This window comes from Paenibacillus turpanensis (assembly GCF_011421635.1).
In the GTDB taxonomy this organism is placed as follows: domain Bacteria; phylum Bacillota; class Bacilli; order Paenibacillales; family YIM-B00363; genus Paenibacillus_AK; species Paenibacillus_AK turpanensis.
Genome location: NZ_WTLI01000002.1, coordinates 134471 through 152319, shown reverse-complemented (window position 1 = coordinate 152319; position 17849 = coordinate 134471). Strand labels below are relative to the sequence as shown.

General features: G+C 45.1%; 18 protein-coding genes. 13 read left to right on the top strand and 5 right to left on the bottom strand.

All coding sequences use genetic code 11. The annotated features are described in order from the left end of the window. Positions 1–13 precede the first annotated feature (13 nt). A complete protein-coding gene (locus GQS10_RS02335) occupies positions 14–1177 on the bottom strand; it encodes an iron-containing alcohol dehydrogenase (RefSeq protein WP_166238607.1) in 1164 nt (387 codons plus the stop codon). A gap of 179 nt (positions 1178–1356) precedes the next feature. On the opposite strand from GQS10_RS02335, the gene GQS10_RS02330 reads away from it, so the two are divergent. Further along, a complete protein-coding gene (locus GQS10_RS02330) occupies positions 1357–2124 on the top strand; it encodes a Cof-type HAD-IIB family hydrolase (RefSeq protein ID WP_166238605.1) in 768 nt (255 codons plus the stop codon). 39 nt (positions 2125–2163) lie between these two features. On the opposite strand, the gene GQS10_RS02325 is transcribed toward GQS10_RS02330, so the two are convergent. Further along, positions 2164–2664 carry a DinB family protein gene (locus tag GQS10_RS02325; RefSeq protein ID WP_166238603.1) on the bottom strand — a complete coding sequence of 167 codons (501 nt, stop codon included), beginning with the start codon at positions 2662–2664 and terminating at the stop codon, positions 2164–2166. Between the two features lie 72 nt (positions 2665–2736). Then, a complete protein-coding gene (locus GQS10_RS02320) occupies positions 2737–3678 on the bottom strand; it encodes a helix-turn-helix transcriptional regulator (RefSeq protein ID WP_166238601.1) in 942 nt (313 codons plus the stop codon). 146 nt (positions 3679–3824) lie between these two features. Here GQS10_RS02320 and GQS10_RS02315 point away from each other — a divergent pair, with 146 nt between their 5' ends. Further along, a complete protein-coding gene (locus tag GQS10_RS02315; RefSeq protein ID WP_166238599.1) occupies positions 3825–4463 on the top strand; it encodes a serine/threonine protein kinase in 639 nt (212 codons plus the stop codon). Positions 4464–4562: 99 nt separating this feature from the next. Here the strand turns inward: GQS10_RS02315 and GQS10_RS02310 are convergent, their stop codons facing one another. Beyond that, entirely contained in the window at positions 4563–5561 is a 999-nt protein-coding gene (locus tag GQS10_RS02310) for an acyltransferase family protein (RefSeq protein WP_166238597.1), read from the bottom strand. Positions 5562–5695: 134 nt separating this feature from the next. Between GQS10_RS02310 and GQS10_RS02305 the strand changes: the two genes are divergently transcribed. The 11 genes from GQS10_RS02305 (at position 5696) to GQS10_RS02255 (ending at position 16978) form a co-directional block, all read left to right on the top strand. Then, positions 5696–6706: a ketoacyl-ACP synthase III gene (locus GQS10_RS02305; RefSeq protein WP_166238595.1), complete on the top strand. Its 1011-nt coding sequence runs from the start codon at positions 5696–5698 to the stop codon at positions 6704–6706. A gap of 14 nt (positions 6707–6720) precedes the next feature. Then, positions 6721–7104, top strand: coding sequence for an NUDIX hydrolase (locus GQS10_RS02300; protein WP_166238593.1), 384 nt, complete (start codon positions 6721–6723; stop codon positions 7102–7104). Between the two features lie 460 nt (positions 7105–7564). Next, positions 7565–8818, top strand: coding sequence for a sulfotransferase family protein (locus tag GQS10_RS02295; protein ID WP_166238592.1), 1254 nt, complete (start codon positions 7565–7567; stop codon positions 8816–8818). Further along, a complete protein-coding gene (locus GQS10_RS02290; protein WP_166238590.1) occupies positions 8815–10755 on the top strand; it encodes an asparagine synthase-related protein in 1941 nt (646 codons plus the stop codon). The genes GQS10_RS02295 and GQS10_RS02290 overlap by 4 nt, the downstream gene beginning before the upstream one ends. A 35-nt stretch (positions 10756–10790) precedes the next feature. After that, positions 10791–10952 carry a paeninodin family lasso peptide gene (locus GQS10_RS02285; protein ID WP_166238588.1) on the top strand — a complete coding sequence of 54 codons (162 nt, stop codon included), beginning with the start codon at positions 10791–10793 and terminating at the stop codon, positions 10950–10952. 118 nt (positions 10953–11070) lie between these two features. Continuing rightward, complete coding sequence (locus tag GQS10_RS02280) at positions 11071–12060, top strand: aldolase (protein WP_166238586.1); 990 nt, start codon at positions 11071–11073, stop codon at positions 12058–12060. Continuing rightward, complete coding sequence (locus GQS10_RS02275) at positions 12008–12295, top strand: lasso peptide biosynthesis PqqD family chaperone (protein WP_166238584.1); 288 nt, start codon at positions 12008–12010, stop codon at positions 12293–12295. Before GQS10_RS02280 ends, GQS10_RS02275 begins: the two co-directional genes overlap by 53 nt. A 66-nt stretch (positions 12296–12361) precedes the next feature. After that, complete coding sequence (locus GQS10_RS02270) at positions 12362–12763, top strand: lasso peptide biosynthesis B2 protein (protein WP_166238582.1); 402 nt, start codon at positions 12362–12364, stop codon at positions 12761–12763. A gap of 15 nt (positions 12764–12778) precedes the next feature. Further along, positions 12779–13957 (top strand): nucleotidyltransferase family protein, encoded by a 1179-nt coding sequence (locus GQS10_RS02265; RefSeq protein WP_166238580.1) that lies wholly within the window; start codon positions 12779–12781, stop codon positions 13955–13957. A gap of 16 nt (positions 13958–13973) precedes the next feature. Then, a complete protein-coding gene (locus GQS10_RS02260) occupies positions 13974–15752 on the top strand; it encodes an ABC transporter ATP-binding protein (RefSeq protein WP_166238578.1) in 1779 nt (592 codons plus the stop codon). Positions 15753–15844: 92 nt separating this feature from the next. Next, positions 15845–16978, top strand: coding sequence for an SGNH/GDSL hydrolase family protein (locus GQS10_RS02255; protein WP_166238576.1), 1134 nt, complete (start codon positions 15845–15847; stop codon positions 16976–16978). A 47-nt stretch (positions 16979–17025) separates the two neighbouring features. Here GQS10_RS02255 and GQS10_RS02250 read toward each other — a convergent pair whose 3' ends face one another. Then, a complete protein-coding gene (locus GQS10_RS02250; RefSeq protein ID WP_166238574.1) occupies positions 17026–17397 on the bottom strand; it encodes a helix-turn-helix domain-containing protein in 372 nt (123 codons plus the stop codon). Positions 17398–17849: the final 452 nt, after the last annotated feature.

Sequence of the window (17849 nt, the reverse complement as noted above, 5' to 3'; positions counted from 1 at the left end):
AGCTGCGTTGACTTTATAAAGATTTACGGTAAATTTCCAGCACATCTTCACGCTGCAGCGTCTTGAAGTGCCCGAATGGACCATAGACCATTGTTTTATCGGCCATGATTTCCAGCTTTTCATCCGTGATGCCGTAGTCAGCTAAGCGGCTAGGAGCTCCGATGGAGGACCAGAATGAACGAAGGGCTTGAATGCCTTCCAGGGCAGTTTCACGGTCCGATTTACCTGCAGGATCTATGTCGAACACGTTGACGGCAAATTGTTTGAACCGGGTGACCCCTTCATCAAGGACATGCCCCATCCAATTTGGAAACAGGATTGCCAATCCTCCGCCATGAGGGATATCGTAAACCGCACTTACTGCATGTTCGATGTTGTGGGTTGCCCAATCGCCACGTACACCCATCGCAAGCGTGCCGTTTAGAGCCATTGTTCCGGAATATAAAATGGTCTCCCGGTGTTCATAGCTTTGAAGATTGTCAAGAAGCTTTGGTGCCGCAGCAATCACAGTCCGCAGGATGGTTTCGCAGAAGCCGTCTTGAACCGGAGTGTTGCCGGTATGATTAAAGTATTGTTCCAAGACGTGGGACATAATGTCGACCATGCCGTAAACGGTTTGATCCTTCGGGACGGAAAAAGTAAATTCCGGATCCAGAATCGAAAATTTGGGGAAAACAAGCGGGCTTCCCCAGCCAAGCTTTTCCTGCGTTTCCCAATTTGTAATAACGGAGCCGGAATTCATTTCCGAACCGGTTGCGGCCAGGGTAAGTACGGTACCGAATGGCAGGGCGGCGTTCCCCGTTGCTTTACGGGTAATGATGTCCCACACGTTGCCTTCGTACTTGGCCCCGATCGCGATTGCCTTGGTACAATCAATGACGCTGCCTCCTCCTACGGCAAGGATCAGCTCGATATTTTCTTTCTTGCATATATCAATCCCTTTGTTCACTGTGCTAAGCCGTGGGTTCGGTTCAACGCCGCTAAGCTCATGTACTTTGGCATTCACTCCCGCCAGCTGCTGTATGACGCGGTCGTATACTCCATTTTTTTTAATACTTCCGCCTCCGTAAACGACTAATACATTCGTTCCGTATTGGGGGACCAGGTTAGTTAATTGCTCAAGGGAGCCACTGCCAAAATATAATCGAGTCGGATTGTAATACACAAACGTATTCATCGTTTAAATCCTCCTTTTAGTATAAATTCCGAAGTTTAATCAGGATTTCAAGCCTCTTACTCAATTATAGCAAATAGGGGGGCTGAAACCAAAGCAACTGGTACTCAGCCTTCGGAGGACATTCTTTGAACATTCACTTATAATATAGAAATCAGATAATAAGAGCATGGGGTGGGTATGTGATCAAGTTCGTGGCATTTGATGTGGATGGAACATTACGTGAAAGGGACTATTTGCCGGATTCAACCCGTAAGGCGTTGAGGGAACTAAAAGAAAGCGGAGTTACGCTCGCGTTATGTACGGGGAGAAGCGAATATGAGATGGCTTCCCTTCGTGAAGAGCTGGGAATCGACTGGGCCGTCACCTGCAACGGAAGTCATATCGGATATAAGGGAAAGACGTTAGAAGGAAAAGCGTTTTCTGAAAAAACAATATCAGCATGGCTCCATGAAGGCGAAGAACAGGATCATGGAATCGTTTTATACACCTCTGATCAACTGCTGATTAATAAGGAAAATCACGATTGCTTCCGCAGAGCTCAGCAAGAAATCGGATTTATGGAACCGATGGTTTTGAAAAAGGGGGAGCCGGTTCCAGACGTATATCAATGTATCGTTTTTTGTAATTCGGAGGAAGAGAAGCGGTACGTTGGAGAAGGGGATGCGCAGCATTACGTTCACCGATGGCGTCCGTGGGCGGTCGATATCAACCCTTCCGGTATGAATAAAGCGGTCGGCCTAAAAAGGCTGCTTGATCGTTTGGAAATCCCGATTGAGGAGGCAGCAGCGTTCGGGGACGGGATAAATGATTTGGAAATGATCGCTGCTGTAGGCACCGGAGTTGCGATGGGTAACGCCGTTGACGAGCTGAAACAGAGGGCTAAGTATGTTACAAAGCCACTTCATGAAGACGGAATCGCATACGCGGTACGCAGCTGGATAATCTAAGAAAAGCCGCTCTAGGAAAAGAGCGGCCCTTCATAATTTCTATAACAAGGGGCTCATCCCTTGTTGTAGCCAATCCTCACGGGTTGGTCCGTAGATGCTAGGTACACGCAGGCCGGCTTGTCGCATAAGTACCGTCATCTGACCACGATGATGAATTTCATGCTGAATCAGGATGTGAAGGGTCAATCCGTTCGGCCATTGCTCACCGTACATATCGCACAACTGAGCCAAGTGTTCGTCCGTCCATTGGTTTTTTATCACCTGGATTATTGCGCTGGACGAGTCCCGGTATGTTTGAGCAATGAACTGTGCGGATTGCGGCGCCATCTCTTCTCCCTCCGGAGCGGGAAATTCGAGGCCAGTACGAGATAACATTTCGTGAATACTCGTCGCTATATGCCAAGCGATTTGACCAAGCGTTCGGGATTCAGGCGTAATTGCTTGACTGAGGGCTTGGTCGTTGAGCAGATCCATAACGCGCTCCGTTGCTTTACTTTCATTTTGCCAAGCCTGAATAAATTGCTCGATCGATACAAACATGACATCTACTCCTATTCATATAATATGATAAGTACTCTTTTACCATATCATTTGGACCCTGACAGCCTTATGTCAGGGTTTATTGTATAGAGAAATAATTTCATCAATTTTTTGTAGCAGTGTTTGAGCGACCGAATCGGGTTCTAATACTTTTACCGTCGCTCCGTAGCTTAATAGCATTCCATAAAGCCACGGCTCATCCGGTTGACTGGTTTTTACGAGTAAAGAACCATCCGTTTGTACGGATACGTGTTCGTGAGGAAAATAATCGAAGACCTTGGATTTAGCCTCCGGCTTAAAGCGTAAGGTAAGGCGAATACAATCTTTGGAGTGGTCGCCAGCCCAACGTAGTCGCAATTGATCCATATTAAATGGACGGCGCTGAAAAGAATCCGTAAGCAGCTCCAACCTTTCAATGCGGGACAATCGAAAGATGCGAAATTCATTCCGGAGCAAGCAATAGCCGAATAGATACCATAAATAACCTTTCAAAACGATGCCCATCGGCTCACAGCTGCGGTCGGAACCCCGGCCATCCGAATTCGTATAAGAAAAGCGAACGAATCGGGAGCTGCGAATGGCATTTTTGAGAGTTGCTAATACTTCTTTTTCATGGCTGCCGTCACGCCAAGGATGGATATCAATGTAGAGCTGCTGTTGAAGTTCGCTGCCTTTGTTATGTTCTGTACGGGAAAGAAGAGCTCCAACCTTGTCCAGCAGTGTACCAATTTGCTCTTCCTCCAGAGTAGGTGCGACGCCTTTCAGTGCGATTACAATGGACTGAAGCTCTTCCGAACTTAGATATTGTCGATCAAGCCTATACTGCTCCATAATTTCGTACCCGCCGCACGACCCAGGATAGGACACAACCGGGATTCCGGCTTGCGTAATAGCTTCTACATCGCGGTACACCGTGCGAAGGGATACCTCGAAACGATCGGACAGCTCTTTCGCACTCACACGACGGCGATTTAAAAGCAGCATGGTAATCGCTAACAATCGATCCAGCTTCATAACTACAACCCCTAATTTGTTTCTCTAAATAAACAATATAAGGATATTCTCTATTGCGTAACGATCTCCTTTTTATAAATTGACATCTTTACCGGCTTACTATCAGAATAACTAGCGGAGTTCCCGCACGTTTCTCGGGGGTGAACATGATACGAATTGAATGGGAAAGAGCCGCACTGGCGTTATCACATATAAAAATCAGGGGAAGCCGATGGAATGGGCCGGTAAAAATTGAAGGAACGGCTCCAGGATTCGAGTGTGTGGGGGTTGGTACGGACGCGGCTGTCTTCCGTCATAGAGAGCTCACAGACGTTGTATTTAAAGTGTACTCTTCCCAGGCGACGGTTAAAAAAGAAACGGAAGAGAGTGTATATCTTCGATTAGGAAAATCCCCTTACTTCCCTGCATTGTATGGAAAAGGGAGTAATTATATTGTACTAAGTTATGAGGAAGGAATTACGCTCTTTGATTGTCTTGTTGAAGGGATTGAAGTGCCGGAGCAAGCGATTCAAGACGTGGAGGAGGCCAGGCGGTATACCCGTTCTATAGGCTTAAACCCTAGAGATATTCATTTGAAAAATGTACTGCTGCAGCAGGGTAGAGGAAAAGTAATTGATGTATCGGAGTATGCACGTCCCGGCAATGATCAGCGCTGGGAGCATCTGCTCTGGGGATATCGTTTCATATACCCTTACTTACGCGGTAGGAAAGTTCCGGTATGGGTATTGGAAGCGATTAAGCGGTTTTATAAAGGGCTTGCACTGCTATTCCGACGCAGAAAATAAATACTGGCGGTTTTTTTAGGTTTGCATCAAAATGAGCGGCAGTTCTAACACGAACAATGTGTAGAATGCCGCTCTTATTATGTTAGTAATTATATAGGATTAACTTGCACGTGAGACAACAGGTTTGTTATTAGTGCCAATAAAATATTTGGAAGCAAGTGGTATGTTTTTTATGATTAAGTGAGCCAATAAGGGAATCGTTACACCTAGTACTGTATAAGTAATGAACCCGTATTCGACATTAAAGATTTTTTTAATCGCAATGTTAGTAAGAATATGGAGATACATTATAGTTATTGTCATTGTTCCTAATCTTGCAATCGGGTTAAAGCGGAAGGGAACAACTTTAGAAATATAGTAACAGCAGACAAGAATCGCAAAAACTAAGGAAAGAGGAATGATGATGTCTAAGACAGGGTAAGAATGAATATTATATTTAATGTCAAGTGTGAACGGTAATGCCTTAGAATAATCTAATGCAACAAAGAGGGCTGAAAGAAGGAATGAAGCGATAACGATCATTGGTTTCTTAATAAGAGAAATTAAAAGTTCCTTCGAATGGTAACCTATAGCGTAATAAATGATGGTTAAAAACACGGAGTCAACATTCCATGGAATAAGATATTGAGTCCAATTAAAAGAATGAGATATCACATAAAGGAAAGCTATGATTGTAACTTCAGTTTTGAGTGAGAAACGAGATAGGAATCCAAACAATACTTGGGTAATCAGTAAGCATGTTATGAACCAGTAAACGCCAAACTCTCCTTTGAGAACTTGACCGCCGTATGCTAATTTCATAAGGTTTTTTCCGAATCCCATGATGTCAGCGCCATTTACTATAAAGATAATCAATGCTGTGGAAATACCATAGGCGATATAGGGAACAATGAGCTGCTGCACACGTTTTTTTGACCAAGAAGGAAATGTTTCCCTACTAATTGCTTTAAATAAAAATCCACTCACAATGAAGAAGAACGGAATACGAAACCATCCTAAGTAATGATCAACCAGCCCGTCGCCTGAATGTCCCATGACAACCAGAATAATGCTTAAACCTTTCGCGAAATCTATCCAAATTTCACGGGTTTTCTCCACTTTTTTACACTCCTCTTTTTTGTTACATATTGTATCAAAACAGGGCGGTAATGCAAACCATTTATTGACTTCACTATTTTTTTGTAATAAATTAGTACCAGATACTAATACTTAATGCTAATCGGAGGTGTGTTATGAAAGGATCAAGAATAACGGCTATTGGCACCTATGTTCCGGAAAAAAGAATAACCAATTATGACCTAGAGCAGATGGTTGACACTAGTGACGAGTGGATCGTGCAGCGTACGGGAATTCGGGAGCGGCGTGTTTCAAGGCCTGATGAATTCACCAGCGATCTTTGTGCAGCTGCCGTTAAGGATCTGATGCGCCGCTATGATAAAAAAATGGATGATGTGGATATGGTAATCGTCGCCACAGGTACTCCAGATTTTTCTTTTCCCAGTGTTGCTTGTCTGCTCCAGCACCAACTAGGAATATCATCAGACGCCGGATGCATCGACCTAAGTGCGGCTTGTGCAGGCTTTGTATATGCAGTCAATACTGCGAGCGCTCTTGTAGCATCAGGCGTTCATCGGAAGATCCTTGTTGTAGGTGCAGATGCCTTATCAAAAGCAACGGATTATACGGATCGAACAACATGTATTTTATTCGGTGACGGAGCAGGGGCCGTTATGGTGGAGAGTGATGATTCCAGCCTGGGAGTGCTCGCATCTTCTTATTCCAGCGATGGCGGCGGCGCACAGCATGTTTATCGTACGGGGCTTAGAAATGAGGTGAACGGTGTACCGCTTGTAGGCACGCAAAAAATTGTGCAAAATGGGAGGGAGGTATTTCGGTGGGCGGTTCGTAATGTACCTGAAGGAGTTCGCCGCCTCCTGACGAATGCGGAAATGTCAATGGATGCAGTGGACTGGTTTGTTCCGCACAGTGCAAACTTACGAATGATTGAACCAATCGCAGAGAAACTCGGCTTATCTATGGAAAAGGTGCTGTACAGTCTAGAGTATTACGGAAACACTTCCGCAGCTTCCATACCATTGGCACTCGATCTTGGAATCCGGCAGGGAAGGGTGCGAAACGGCCAAACCGTGCTGCTTTATGGCTTTGGTTCAGGATTAACTCAAGCTGCAGCCCTGTTCACTCTGCAGCTAGACGGTTCAGTAGCTGAAGACATTATAGGTTAAGGAGGTGGGCTGTTTTGGATTATGTTAAGGAAATAAGGGCATTGGTTGGTAGCAGGCCGCTGCTTCTGGCGGGTGTGGCCGTCCTAATCTTGAATGAAGAGGGGCAGCTGCTTATGCAGCACCGTGCAGACACGAGGGATTGGGGTCTTCCAGCCGGTTATATGGAAATCGGAGAGAAGCCGGACGAAGCGGCGAAGCGTGAAGTGAGGGAAGAGACGGGGCTTGCTGTTCGCAAGCTCGAACTTGTCGATTTATTCGGGGGGAAAGAAAACTACATCCTGTATCCTAATGGTGATGAGGTGTATTCTTTAACTGCAATTTACCAGTGCAAAGAATATGATGGTTCCATTCAAATGGACGAGGAAAGTCTCGCGTTATCCTTTTTCCCCATTAGATAGCTTACCCCGTAATATTTTGCCGCCTCATCGAGTGATTATTGAACGCAGCTTTCCAAATATATAAATGAAAACGATGCTTCTAAGTAAATATATTGTTACTCTTACTGTCCAGGGAGCCTAAAGCAAAAGCTTTAGGCTCTTTCTTCTTCAATGATACAAAAACAATACTTCAAAAGTCCTTATTTTTGATACGGTTTGTAACTTGGTTTTTGTGGATTTTTCGTTTTCGTATATGAGATTCTTCTATGCATTCCTCCAAATATCCTATTTTTCGATACTGAAAATACAAGAAAAAGGATCTGTCAAGAGATGAAAATGCTACTTTTCAAATTACTTCCAAAAAAATCATGTCGAATGTGAAAAAGTCAACAAAAATTTTCGGTTACAAGAAAAAAAGTTTATGATACAATACGTATCAGTGGTTGAGATAAAGATTCTTCGGAAATGGAGGGGAGACGCGATGGTTGAGAACAATGGAGAAAATTTAGTCTTTTTACTATGCGTCCCCCGCAGCGGGAGCTCACTTGCTACCGTAATGCTGCAAAATCACACTAAGGTTTTTGCCACTCAGGAAATGTGGTTTCTGATGAGTTTATACGATCTGCAGCATCCATCCTACAGGCCGTATGGCGGAACCGGAATTATTAAACAGTTTTTTAATGGTGTAATGACCAGCGAAATTTATGAACAAGCCTGTAGGGCTTTTTCGCTTCAAGTTTATAATGGTTTGCTGCAAAGCAGCCAAGGTGCACAACTGGTAGTAGATAAGTCTCCGCGCTACTACTATTTGCTAGAATTCTTAGACCGACTTTTTCCAAAGTCCAAACGAATATGGTTAGTGCGGAACCCGTTGGATATTGTCGCTTCTTATAAGAAGGTCAATCGGCACACTGGAGAGACGTTTGATCTAAAACAAAAACTGCTAGACTCGCAGTTTAATATAAAGATGGCGGATATAACCGTTGGACTGTTTCGTTATATTCAGTATTTTTCAGCCTCTCATGAGCAGGCTTATCGTCTGCAGTATGAAAGGCTGGCTGCTGACCCGGAACAAGAAATGTTGCGGCTCTGCGAATTTTTGGGGCTTCCATACGAGAAGGGCATTGAACAGTATGGACAATTTATGGACAGCGCGAAAAGTGAATTATTTTTCAGTATGGGGGTTGGTGATCCTTATGTTGGAAAGCATGACGCACCGCATCTTCAATCGATCAACAATTGGAAAGACGTCTTGGATAAAGAGGAAGTAGAAATGTATTGCAGCGCAATTGGTGCCCAGGTTTTCTATGATCTAGGCTATGGGGATCAGCTGGAGGAGGCTGAGCGCTATACGGGTGTAACCTTTACAAAACAGCCGAATGAGGAGCTGCTATCGATGCGTGCGGCGCAGTTGATGGAGGCCTCGGGATGTAATTGGATTCCGAACTATCGCTTGAGTTCGGAACCTATAGGGAACACTGTTGTTCCGCAACCGGAGCTGTCCGCGGGGCAGGAGCCTATTCAGCAGGTAAACCCAGAGCTGCTGCAGCTGCAAATAAAGCTTCGGACGTTAGAACGTCGCTTTGACAAATGTTACATAGAGCGGGAGCGTTACCGTAAAGAGTTATCCGCATTACGAGGAAAGGTGAACCGAATGAAAGCTATCGTTCCATTCGGAAAACAGATGGCGAAATGGGCCTCCACCTATCTGGTGCCTAGCGGGAGGCGGACATGAGCGCCATTGTAGGGATTGTACAGCATACGGGTGAGGTCATTGAACCGGATGTCTGTCGAAATGTAATGGAGGCTATGCGCCAATATACTGCAGATGAAACTCGAATGCTGAACAGAGGCTCGTTATTTTTAGGCTGCAGATCACTGTGGCTTACTCCGGAATCCATGCATGAACCGATTCCATTTGAGGATTCGGCCACGGGAAGAATTATTGCCGCGGACGTCGTGCTTGATAACCGTGAGGAATTATTTCGCCTGCTGGATGTCGATTCAGCTTTAAGAAGTCAAATGGGCGATGCGGAGCTGATACTTCTAGCCTTTGATCGGTGGGGAGAGGCGCTGCCGACATATTTACACGGTGATTTCGCGTTTGTAATTTGGGATTCCAGGCAAAGAAAACTGTTTGGTGCACGGGATTTTTTTGGGAACCGAACGCTGTACTATGTGCAAAATCCGAAGAGCTTTTCATTTTGTTCAGTAATGCAACCCTTACTGAAGCTGACCGGGGAAACTGTTGTCATGAATGAGCAATGGCTGGCCGAATACCTGGCTATTCCGGTAATGATGGAATGTACGGATGCATCCGCAACGGTCTACAAAAACATTCAGCAGATCCCGCCCGCCCATTGCTTCACGGTGGTGGATGGAAGGTTTGTGTGCCGCCAATATGATGCTATTGAGCAGATCGAGCCCCTTCATCTATCTTCGAATGAAGAATATGAGGAAGCTTTTCGTGAGGTCTTCGGTCAGGCCGTGCGATGCAGAGCGCGCACCATCAAAAAAGTAGGAACGACGCTCAGTGGCGGTCTCGATTCAGGGGCAGTGACAAGCTTTGCGGCAGAGGAACTGAAGAAACAAGGAAAGCCGCTCTATACATACAGCTATGTTCCGGCAAATGATTTCGCCGATTGGACCCCGCGTTCCAGGCTTGCGAACGAAACGCCATACATAAAGGAAATCGTTCAGCATGTCGGCGGCATTCATGACCATTATTTGGACTTTCGGGATAAGCATCCTTTTTCGGAGATTGACGAATGGCTTGATATTTTGGAAATGCCCTACAAATTTTTTGAAAACTCCTTTTGGATTAAAGGGATTTTTGAAAAAGCGCAGCAGGACGGAATCGGCGTGTTATTAACGGGGGCCCAGGGAAACCATACGGTATCCTGGGGACCGGTTATCGATTATTACTCGCAGCTGTTGAAGAAACTGCAGTGGTTTCGCTTGGCGAAGGAGCTGCAGCTCTATAGCAGGTACAGGGGGATTCGCAGGTCGAGATTGCTGTCTATCATTAGCAAACAAGCGATGCCGGCATTTGCAGCTCATGCGCCGGCCCAGAAGAAAATCGCAGATATGCCGGTCATGATCAACCCCGCATTTGCGCGGAGGACCAAAGTGATGGAGCGGCTTCGTGCACATCCGTTTAATCCTATGGATTCGTCCAGTAGTGCATCCATTTCAAGGCTTCGCCGATTCCAAAACCTGGCGATAGCTAATTTGGGGGGGACAAAGGCGACGAAGCTGTCACTGCGTTACGGTGTACTTGAACGTGATCCGACCTTCGATCCAAAGGTCGTTCGCTTCTGCTTGTCTGTTCCCGTTGAGCAGTATGTTCAGGGAGGGTATGACCGCTCCTTGATCCGAAGAGCTACGAAGCAATATTTGCCGGATAGTGTTCGGCTTAATCAGCGAATTCGCGGCGTTCAAGGTGCAGATTGGGTGCATCGAATGCTGCCTGACTGGCCTGAATTTATGGCGGAATTAAACCGTCTATGCCGAGATTCGATCGCAAGTGAGCTGATGGATGTTCAGCGGATTCGTTCGGCGATGGCATACGCAGGTGACGTGCCGCGACCGGATCAAGCGTTTCACCCGGAGATCCGGCTGCTCATGCGCAGCGTTATCATGTATCGTTTTTTACAAAAAATCATTCTTTGAAAATGGATGGATATTAAATAAGGAGGTGAGAGAGAATGGAGAACCGTGCTAAAAAAGAATGGCAAGCACCAGTAGTTGAAACTCTGGTTATGAGCCAAACAATGGCAGGAAAAGGAACGTCCTACATCGATTTCGTTTCCGTAAGCGACTTGGACATTGGCGATGAGCCGACTGACCGCCCAGTACCAGTTTCCTAGGATTTTGCGTAATTTTCTCTACTTAGTTTTATGATTTCGGCCCTTATCCGGTGCATACCGATAAGGGCCCCCCTTTAAAAAGAAAAGCTTTTTAGAGCTAGAGGGTGGGAACCATAACGTGAGCACTATAGTCGATTATCGAATGTATACCGCTTTTGGGATGAAGGTTCAAAGTGAGTTCGAGCTGCCGGAATTTGTGGAGAGTGAAGAGGACTGCTTGTCGGTTGACTTGATTATTCAATATGCGGATTTGTTTGAGCAATGGAATGAATTGCAGGTAATAGACAGCTACTATGCTGTTCGTGAAGACACACTATGGTTTCACATTCCGCAAACCGCAATCTATCGCGTTGTAAAGGGTTCTCTTATTGAAGTATGTCCGATTCAAGGCGGGGATGAAGCTGAGGTAAGGCTTTACTTACTGGGTACGTGTATGGGGGCGCTTCTGCTTCAAAGGAAGACATTGCCTTTACATGGCAGCGCAGTTGTGATTGAAGGAAAGGCGTACGCTTTCGTCGGCCACTCGGGGGCGGGGAAGTCTACTCTTGCCGCAGCCTTTGCCAGCAGCGGCTATTCTCTCATAAGCGATGATATCATTGCAGTTACAAATCAAGAGAACAATACGCCCCCCTACGTCATGCCATCCTATCCACAGCAGAAGCTTTGGCAGCAAAGCATAGATCATCTTGGCATGCAGTCAGCGGAGTACCGCCCGTTAGCCTATGAGCGCACGAAATTCGCTGTCCCGGTTCGTGCAGCATTTTCAACCGAACCGATTCAGCTTGGCGGCATTTTTGAGCTGGTAGTGCCGGGTGGAGAAGCGGTCCATATTCGTTCTCTTTCTAAACTGGAAAGTCTTCCTTTATTGCTTCGTCATACCTTCCGCGCCTTTCTAATACCAGAGTTGAAAACGGAACAATGGCATTTTGAAGCTACAGCAGCAGTGGCAGGAACCGTCCCGGTATATCAGCTGCAGCGTCCTGCAGATGGATTTTCAGTGCGTGAAATGGTAAACGAAATTGTAGACTGTATTCGAAACAATGGGGTGAAAGAAAATGGATACAACACGGATCCAAATGGAACAAACCGTTTCTCAATCGCCAGGTAATCTGGTAAGTGATATGGACGGGGAAAAGGTAATGCTGAGCATTCAGAGCGGAAAATATTACAATTTAGGCAAAGTTGGCGGGAGAATTTGGGAGCTTATTGCTGCTCCGGTTCAAGTAGCCGCCGTAGTTGACAGCCTGGTTGACGAATATGAGGTTGAGCGATCGGATTGTGAAGCTCAGGTGCTTGCCTTTCTTGAGCATTTGCAGGGTGAGCAGCTTATTCAAATTGCGTAGAACGGGGATTGGGTCATCTTGTGGAGGAAAATCAAAAAGTTCCTTTCTTTACGGCGCAGCAATCAGATGCTCTTATTGGAAGCCTTTTGTTTTTTAGCATGGGCTCGGTTCTTAAAGTTGCTTCCCTTTTCCAAGGTATCGCCATCATTAGGGGTGTATATGTATGAAACTCCAAAGGAACCTCTTCACAACGGAAAACAGGTGCTCGTTCATAACATCTCCAGTGCCATTCACCTTATGAGCCGGTACACCTGGTGGGAAAGCAGATGTCTGGTGAAGGCGATTGCCGGCATGAAGATGCTGGAAAGACGAAGGATCGAAAGCACGCTTTACTTGGGAACAGGTAGAGACGAGAAGGGGAAAATGGTCGCCCATGCATGGCTGAGAAGCGGTACTTCCTACATCAGCGGCCAAGAGGAAATGCACCGATACGCTGTTGTTGGTGTGTTTGGTAAAAAAATATCGTAAGCAGGAGGTGAGATGGTGGAAAAGCGTCTAATTTTCGATAATGATCGGTTCTCTATGGAAATGCAGGTGATGCTTCGGATTATGTCATCCAGTAATGATGCAGAAATCAAGATGGATGAGATCCATGATGAAAAATTCGACTGGGCTCTTTTCACGGAGCTGGTTATCCATCACCGTGTGTATCCTTACGTGTATCATGTTCTCAAGAAACGGCAACCGCAAGACGTTCCGTCCGACGTAATGCAAAAGCTTTATATGGAAAGCACTAGCAATATGTTTATGATGATGAATTTGACGAGAGAGCTGCACGACCTTTCGGTATTATTTGATACTCATCACATTCGTATGTTGACCTTAAAAGGACCGATTTTAGCGGAGTATTTGTATGGGGATATCACGCTGCGAACTTCGAAGGACGTCGATGTGCTTGTACCTCTTGAGGAAGTAGAAAACGCGGAGAAGCTGCTCTTAGAACGCGGATATGTTGAGGACCACGACACTCCGCGCATATTGGATGACTGGAAAACCACTCAATATCATCTTACTTACACTCATCCGGTAAAGAGAATTCAAGTAGAGCTCCATTGGAGAACGAATCGTTATCTTTGGCGTGAGCCTTCGTTTGAGGAGCTATGGATACACCGGCGCACCTCGGAAATTTCGGGCGCACCGATTCATTTTCTTGGATCGAATCATTTGTTTATGTACTTATCCCTTCATGGCGCAAGGCATGGTTGGTTTCGTCTGCGCTGGTTAACCGATATTGATCGTTTGTTACGGAAAGAAGGGAATTGGGAGCAAGCCGTTGGAACGTTCGACAAGTACCACTGCCATTTGGTAGGGGGACAGACATTGCAGCTTCTTTCCGCATTGTTCCATACGCCGATTCCTCAGGAGCTTTTCTTGCTCATGAAGTCGAAGCGCGCCTACCGGTTAGCGTTTGATGCCGCTGTTTTTTTTGAATCAAGGATCGAAATGCATCCACAGCCTCCCGCGAATTTGGAAAAACCATTTCAGAACTACTTGTCGTCAATGATGACGTGGAAAGAAAAATGGCTTTTAATGAAGAGTAAATTGCAGCCTAGCTCTAATGATGCTAGATTACTGCCGCTTCCAAGAGCATTGTATTTCCTATATCTCCCTTTACGGCCTGTGCTTTGGCTGCTACGGCAGAGGAAAAGACAACTATCTTAACTAGAGGAGCTCGCAAATGTCCGCTATTCTCATCTATTTGAAAAAGCTGCATGCCTTTGCAGGCTGGAAACTCTACTTTAATATCATAGGCATGATGCTGATCGGCTTTGTTGAGACTATGAGTATATTCCTCATTATTCCCTTGCTCAGCCTAATAGGGGTGTTCAAATTAGAGGCAAGTATTCCTCTACTAGGTCCTATTGTCAATGCACTTCAAGGGACTTCCATTGAATTCAATTTACCGTTAATTTTAATCCTTTATTTAGGATTGATGCTGGGTCAGGCTTGGCTGTCCCGAAATCAAACGGTAATGAACATACAAATTCAGCAGGGCTTTATCCGCCATCTACGTATTGAAACTTATCGTTCTCTTCTACAAGCGCAGTGGTCTTTCTTTCTGCGGAAACGCAAATCCGATTTTCAGCATATTCTGACCTCTGAGCTCGCGCGAGTGAGTCAAGGTACGCACCTTAGTTTAAACATATTAGCTTCAATTGTGTTCACCGCAGTTCAGGTAGGCTTCGCATTTTGGCTCTCAGCTCCCCTTACCCTGCTTGTACTGGCGGGAGGTCTTACGCTTGTTTTACTCTCACGCAGGTTTTTGCGAAACGCCAGATCTATTGGAGAAAATACTTCGGAGCTTACACAAAGCTACTTTGCAGGGATCACGGACCAGATGAACGGGATCAAGGATATTAAAAGTAATTCACTCGAAGCTTCCTATAATGAGTGGTTCCGCTCCTTATGCATGCAAATCTCCGACAACATTGTCCGCTTTGTAAAGCTGCAGGCAGCAAGCAAATTTTATTATAAAGCCGCTTCTGCGATCATGATTACCGTATTCATTTATTTATCTTTTGAGGTGTTTACGGTACAAGCGGAGCAGCTGATGCTTATTGTTGTTATCTTTGCCCGATTATGGCCGCGCTTTACCTCCATTCAATCCAGTTCCGAGCAGCTGGCGCAATCTATCCCTGCCTTTCACACCTTAATAGATTTAAATCAGGAGTGTTCTCTCGCAGAAGAAGCGGCAGTAATGCGTCGGACTGCAAAGCCAATGGAAATAGAACGGGGAATTGAATGTAAGCATCTCTATTACCGTTATCCTGGGGAATCCAACGATACCCTTAAAGATATCACGATTTCCGTTCCTGCTAACCAAATGACCGCAATTGTCGGGAAATCGGGGGCTGGAAAAAGTACATTAGTGGATCTCATTATGGGGCTGATTCAGCCTAATGAGGGTCAAGTATTGGTAGATGGCAAGCAGTTATCCGAAGATGATATTGTTGCTTATCGCAGCTCCATTGGCTATGTGTCTCAAGATCCTTTTTTGTTTCACACATCCATAAGAGAAAATCTTCAGTTAGTTAAGCCTGAAGCTACGGATCAGGAGATGTGGAGCGCACTCCGTTTCTCTTCCGCCGAGGAAGTGGTCAAAGCTCTCCCTAAAGGACTGGATACGATCATCGGGGATCGCGGAATACGTTTATCCGGTGGCGAACGGCAGCGGATTGTACTCGCAAGAGCAATCCTGAGAACGCCGGCGTTGCTCATTCTAGACGAGGCGACAAGCGCCTTGGATACGGAGAATGAAAACAAGATTCAACAAGCGCTGGAGCAGCTAAAGGGAACGATGACGATTATTGTCATCGCTCACCGTCTCTCTACGATACGTAATGCTGATCAAGTGCTTGTATTGGAGAATGGAGAAGTCGTTGAATACGGCGGTTTTCAGCAGCTTGCTCATAAAGAAAAAGGAACATTTCAACGATTGCTTCAGCAGCAAGTGTGATGTGGAAGAAAAACATGTAAAAAAGGTTCTAACCCCCATAACATGAAGGATACATATATTGACGGAGTAGAAGTAAGGGAGTGGAATCCAGTATGGATATTTGGAAAAAGGCGGTGGAATATGCACAGCAGCGTTCGGAGCATTTCTGGCTAAAATGCACCGCAGCAGCAGCGTTGGTACTATTTGCTGGACTCATATACGCTGGTTCCGCTTATCAAACTCGGGAAGCAGAAGAGCAATTGGCCTCATTTCAAATAAAGGAAAACTGGAGCTTTTACGAGAAAATTGCGAATTCCGCCCAAATAGAAATTTTGGTGGTTGGCGACAACATTGGCGGAGGTCTTGGTGTAAACTCTTCCGATCAAACGTGGTATTCTCATGTTCAAGCAAAACTTCGGACGTTGTATAACGCATCATTGGATTTTGACTTAAATCCGACCGGAGCTCCGACTGTCCTTGACGGTTTGGTGGATTATGCGATGTCCCAAACTAAAGAAAAATATGACCTCGTATTTGTTTGCTTCGGTTATTTTGATCAAGAGTACACCTCAATGTCCGAATTTTCCCGGCACTACGAGCAGTTGATTCGTACTCTAAAGGAAGAGAAGAAGAATCCAGAAATTTACGTAATCATTGAACACAACATGTATAACGACCAGTACGCAGAAGAAATTAAAAAGCTGTCACACTATTACGATGTCCCATATGTAGATACCAGAGGGGCTGAAAGTGTGGCTAAGGCTGCGGACTCTTCGGAAATTTACCCTGATGAAGAAGGTCAGCACCTTTATAGTAATGCAATTATACAGGTGATTGAGCAACAGCTTCGGAAAGGTAAAACTGTGGTTTACGAGGGGAAAGAGCCCTTGCAAAAACTAGAGGAAAATCCGAGGTTAGAAACTAATTTCAAGATGTCGACGGGTTTCCGCAAGGCAGGTCGTTTGTATATGGCTCGTAATACAAAGGAGAGGCTGACATTACAAACGGAAGGCAGACCATTAGGCGTCATCATTTCCCGTTCGTTAGAGTCGGGCTTACTCCACGTTTATGTTGACGGTAATAAGGTCATGTCGATCGACTGTTATGGGCCTGAACGTGTTCAAAATTATTGGTTCCCCCACAAATTTGAGGATGGACCCCACACCATTGTTCTTGAGGTTTCCGATCAGCAGCGCGTGGAAAAAGGGGGGGGTGGAGCCGATGTGTTGGGCATCATTGTAAATTAAAAAGCTGCTTGGATAAGCAGCTTCCCAGTAAGTTTGTTCATTTAAGTTTACTTCATTGCGCGTTCCGCTCTTACAAAAGCGATGAAGCGTTTCGCTTCTTCTGCAGTAAGTTCTCTTCCATCAACCTTCAGAGCAAAGCGTTCTAATATACTTTCATCCGATAATTCCAAACTTTCCTCAAAAAGCTTGACGTTTGATTGCACGCTTGAATTGGATTCATCTGTGCGTCCAATTAAGTAGTCGACCGATACTTTGAAATAGTTTGCAATCTTATCTAGAGTCTCGTAATCCGGTTCTCTCCGGTTTTTCTCGTAGTGAGAGAGGGATGCTCTGGATATATTAAGTTGTTTTGCAAGCTCTTCTTGGGTCAAGGATTGAGCTTCACGCAGTTCGGAGATTCTTTCTCCACAGGTTTTCATGGGTACCTCCTAGCGATAATACGAGCAGAAAATCTATATTTTTATGAAAAATATTGAAAAATATTGAAAAACATTGAGAAAAAACGACAAATATTAAGATTAAATGCTTGACAATGTTACGTTTTGTATCATAAATTAAGTATATAAGAAATTGATACAAATCGTATCAAGGATATTAGATAGAACGCGAGGAGAGACTTTATTGAATAAGAGCCCGGATAAGTATACTACCGAGATTATATTTGCTTTTGCTCCAGTAGAAACTGCTGCTACCACTCATCTTAGCCGGATGAAACAAAACATAAACCCTTCCTTGCATTATTCTCTAGAAAATAGAAATAAACCGACAAATAATGAGATTTTACGCAAGAAAGCGCAACAAAGTTACTACGCAAATACAATTTATTGCCCCTCAAAGCATTGTAATACATAATTCGAAATCTATTATAGTT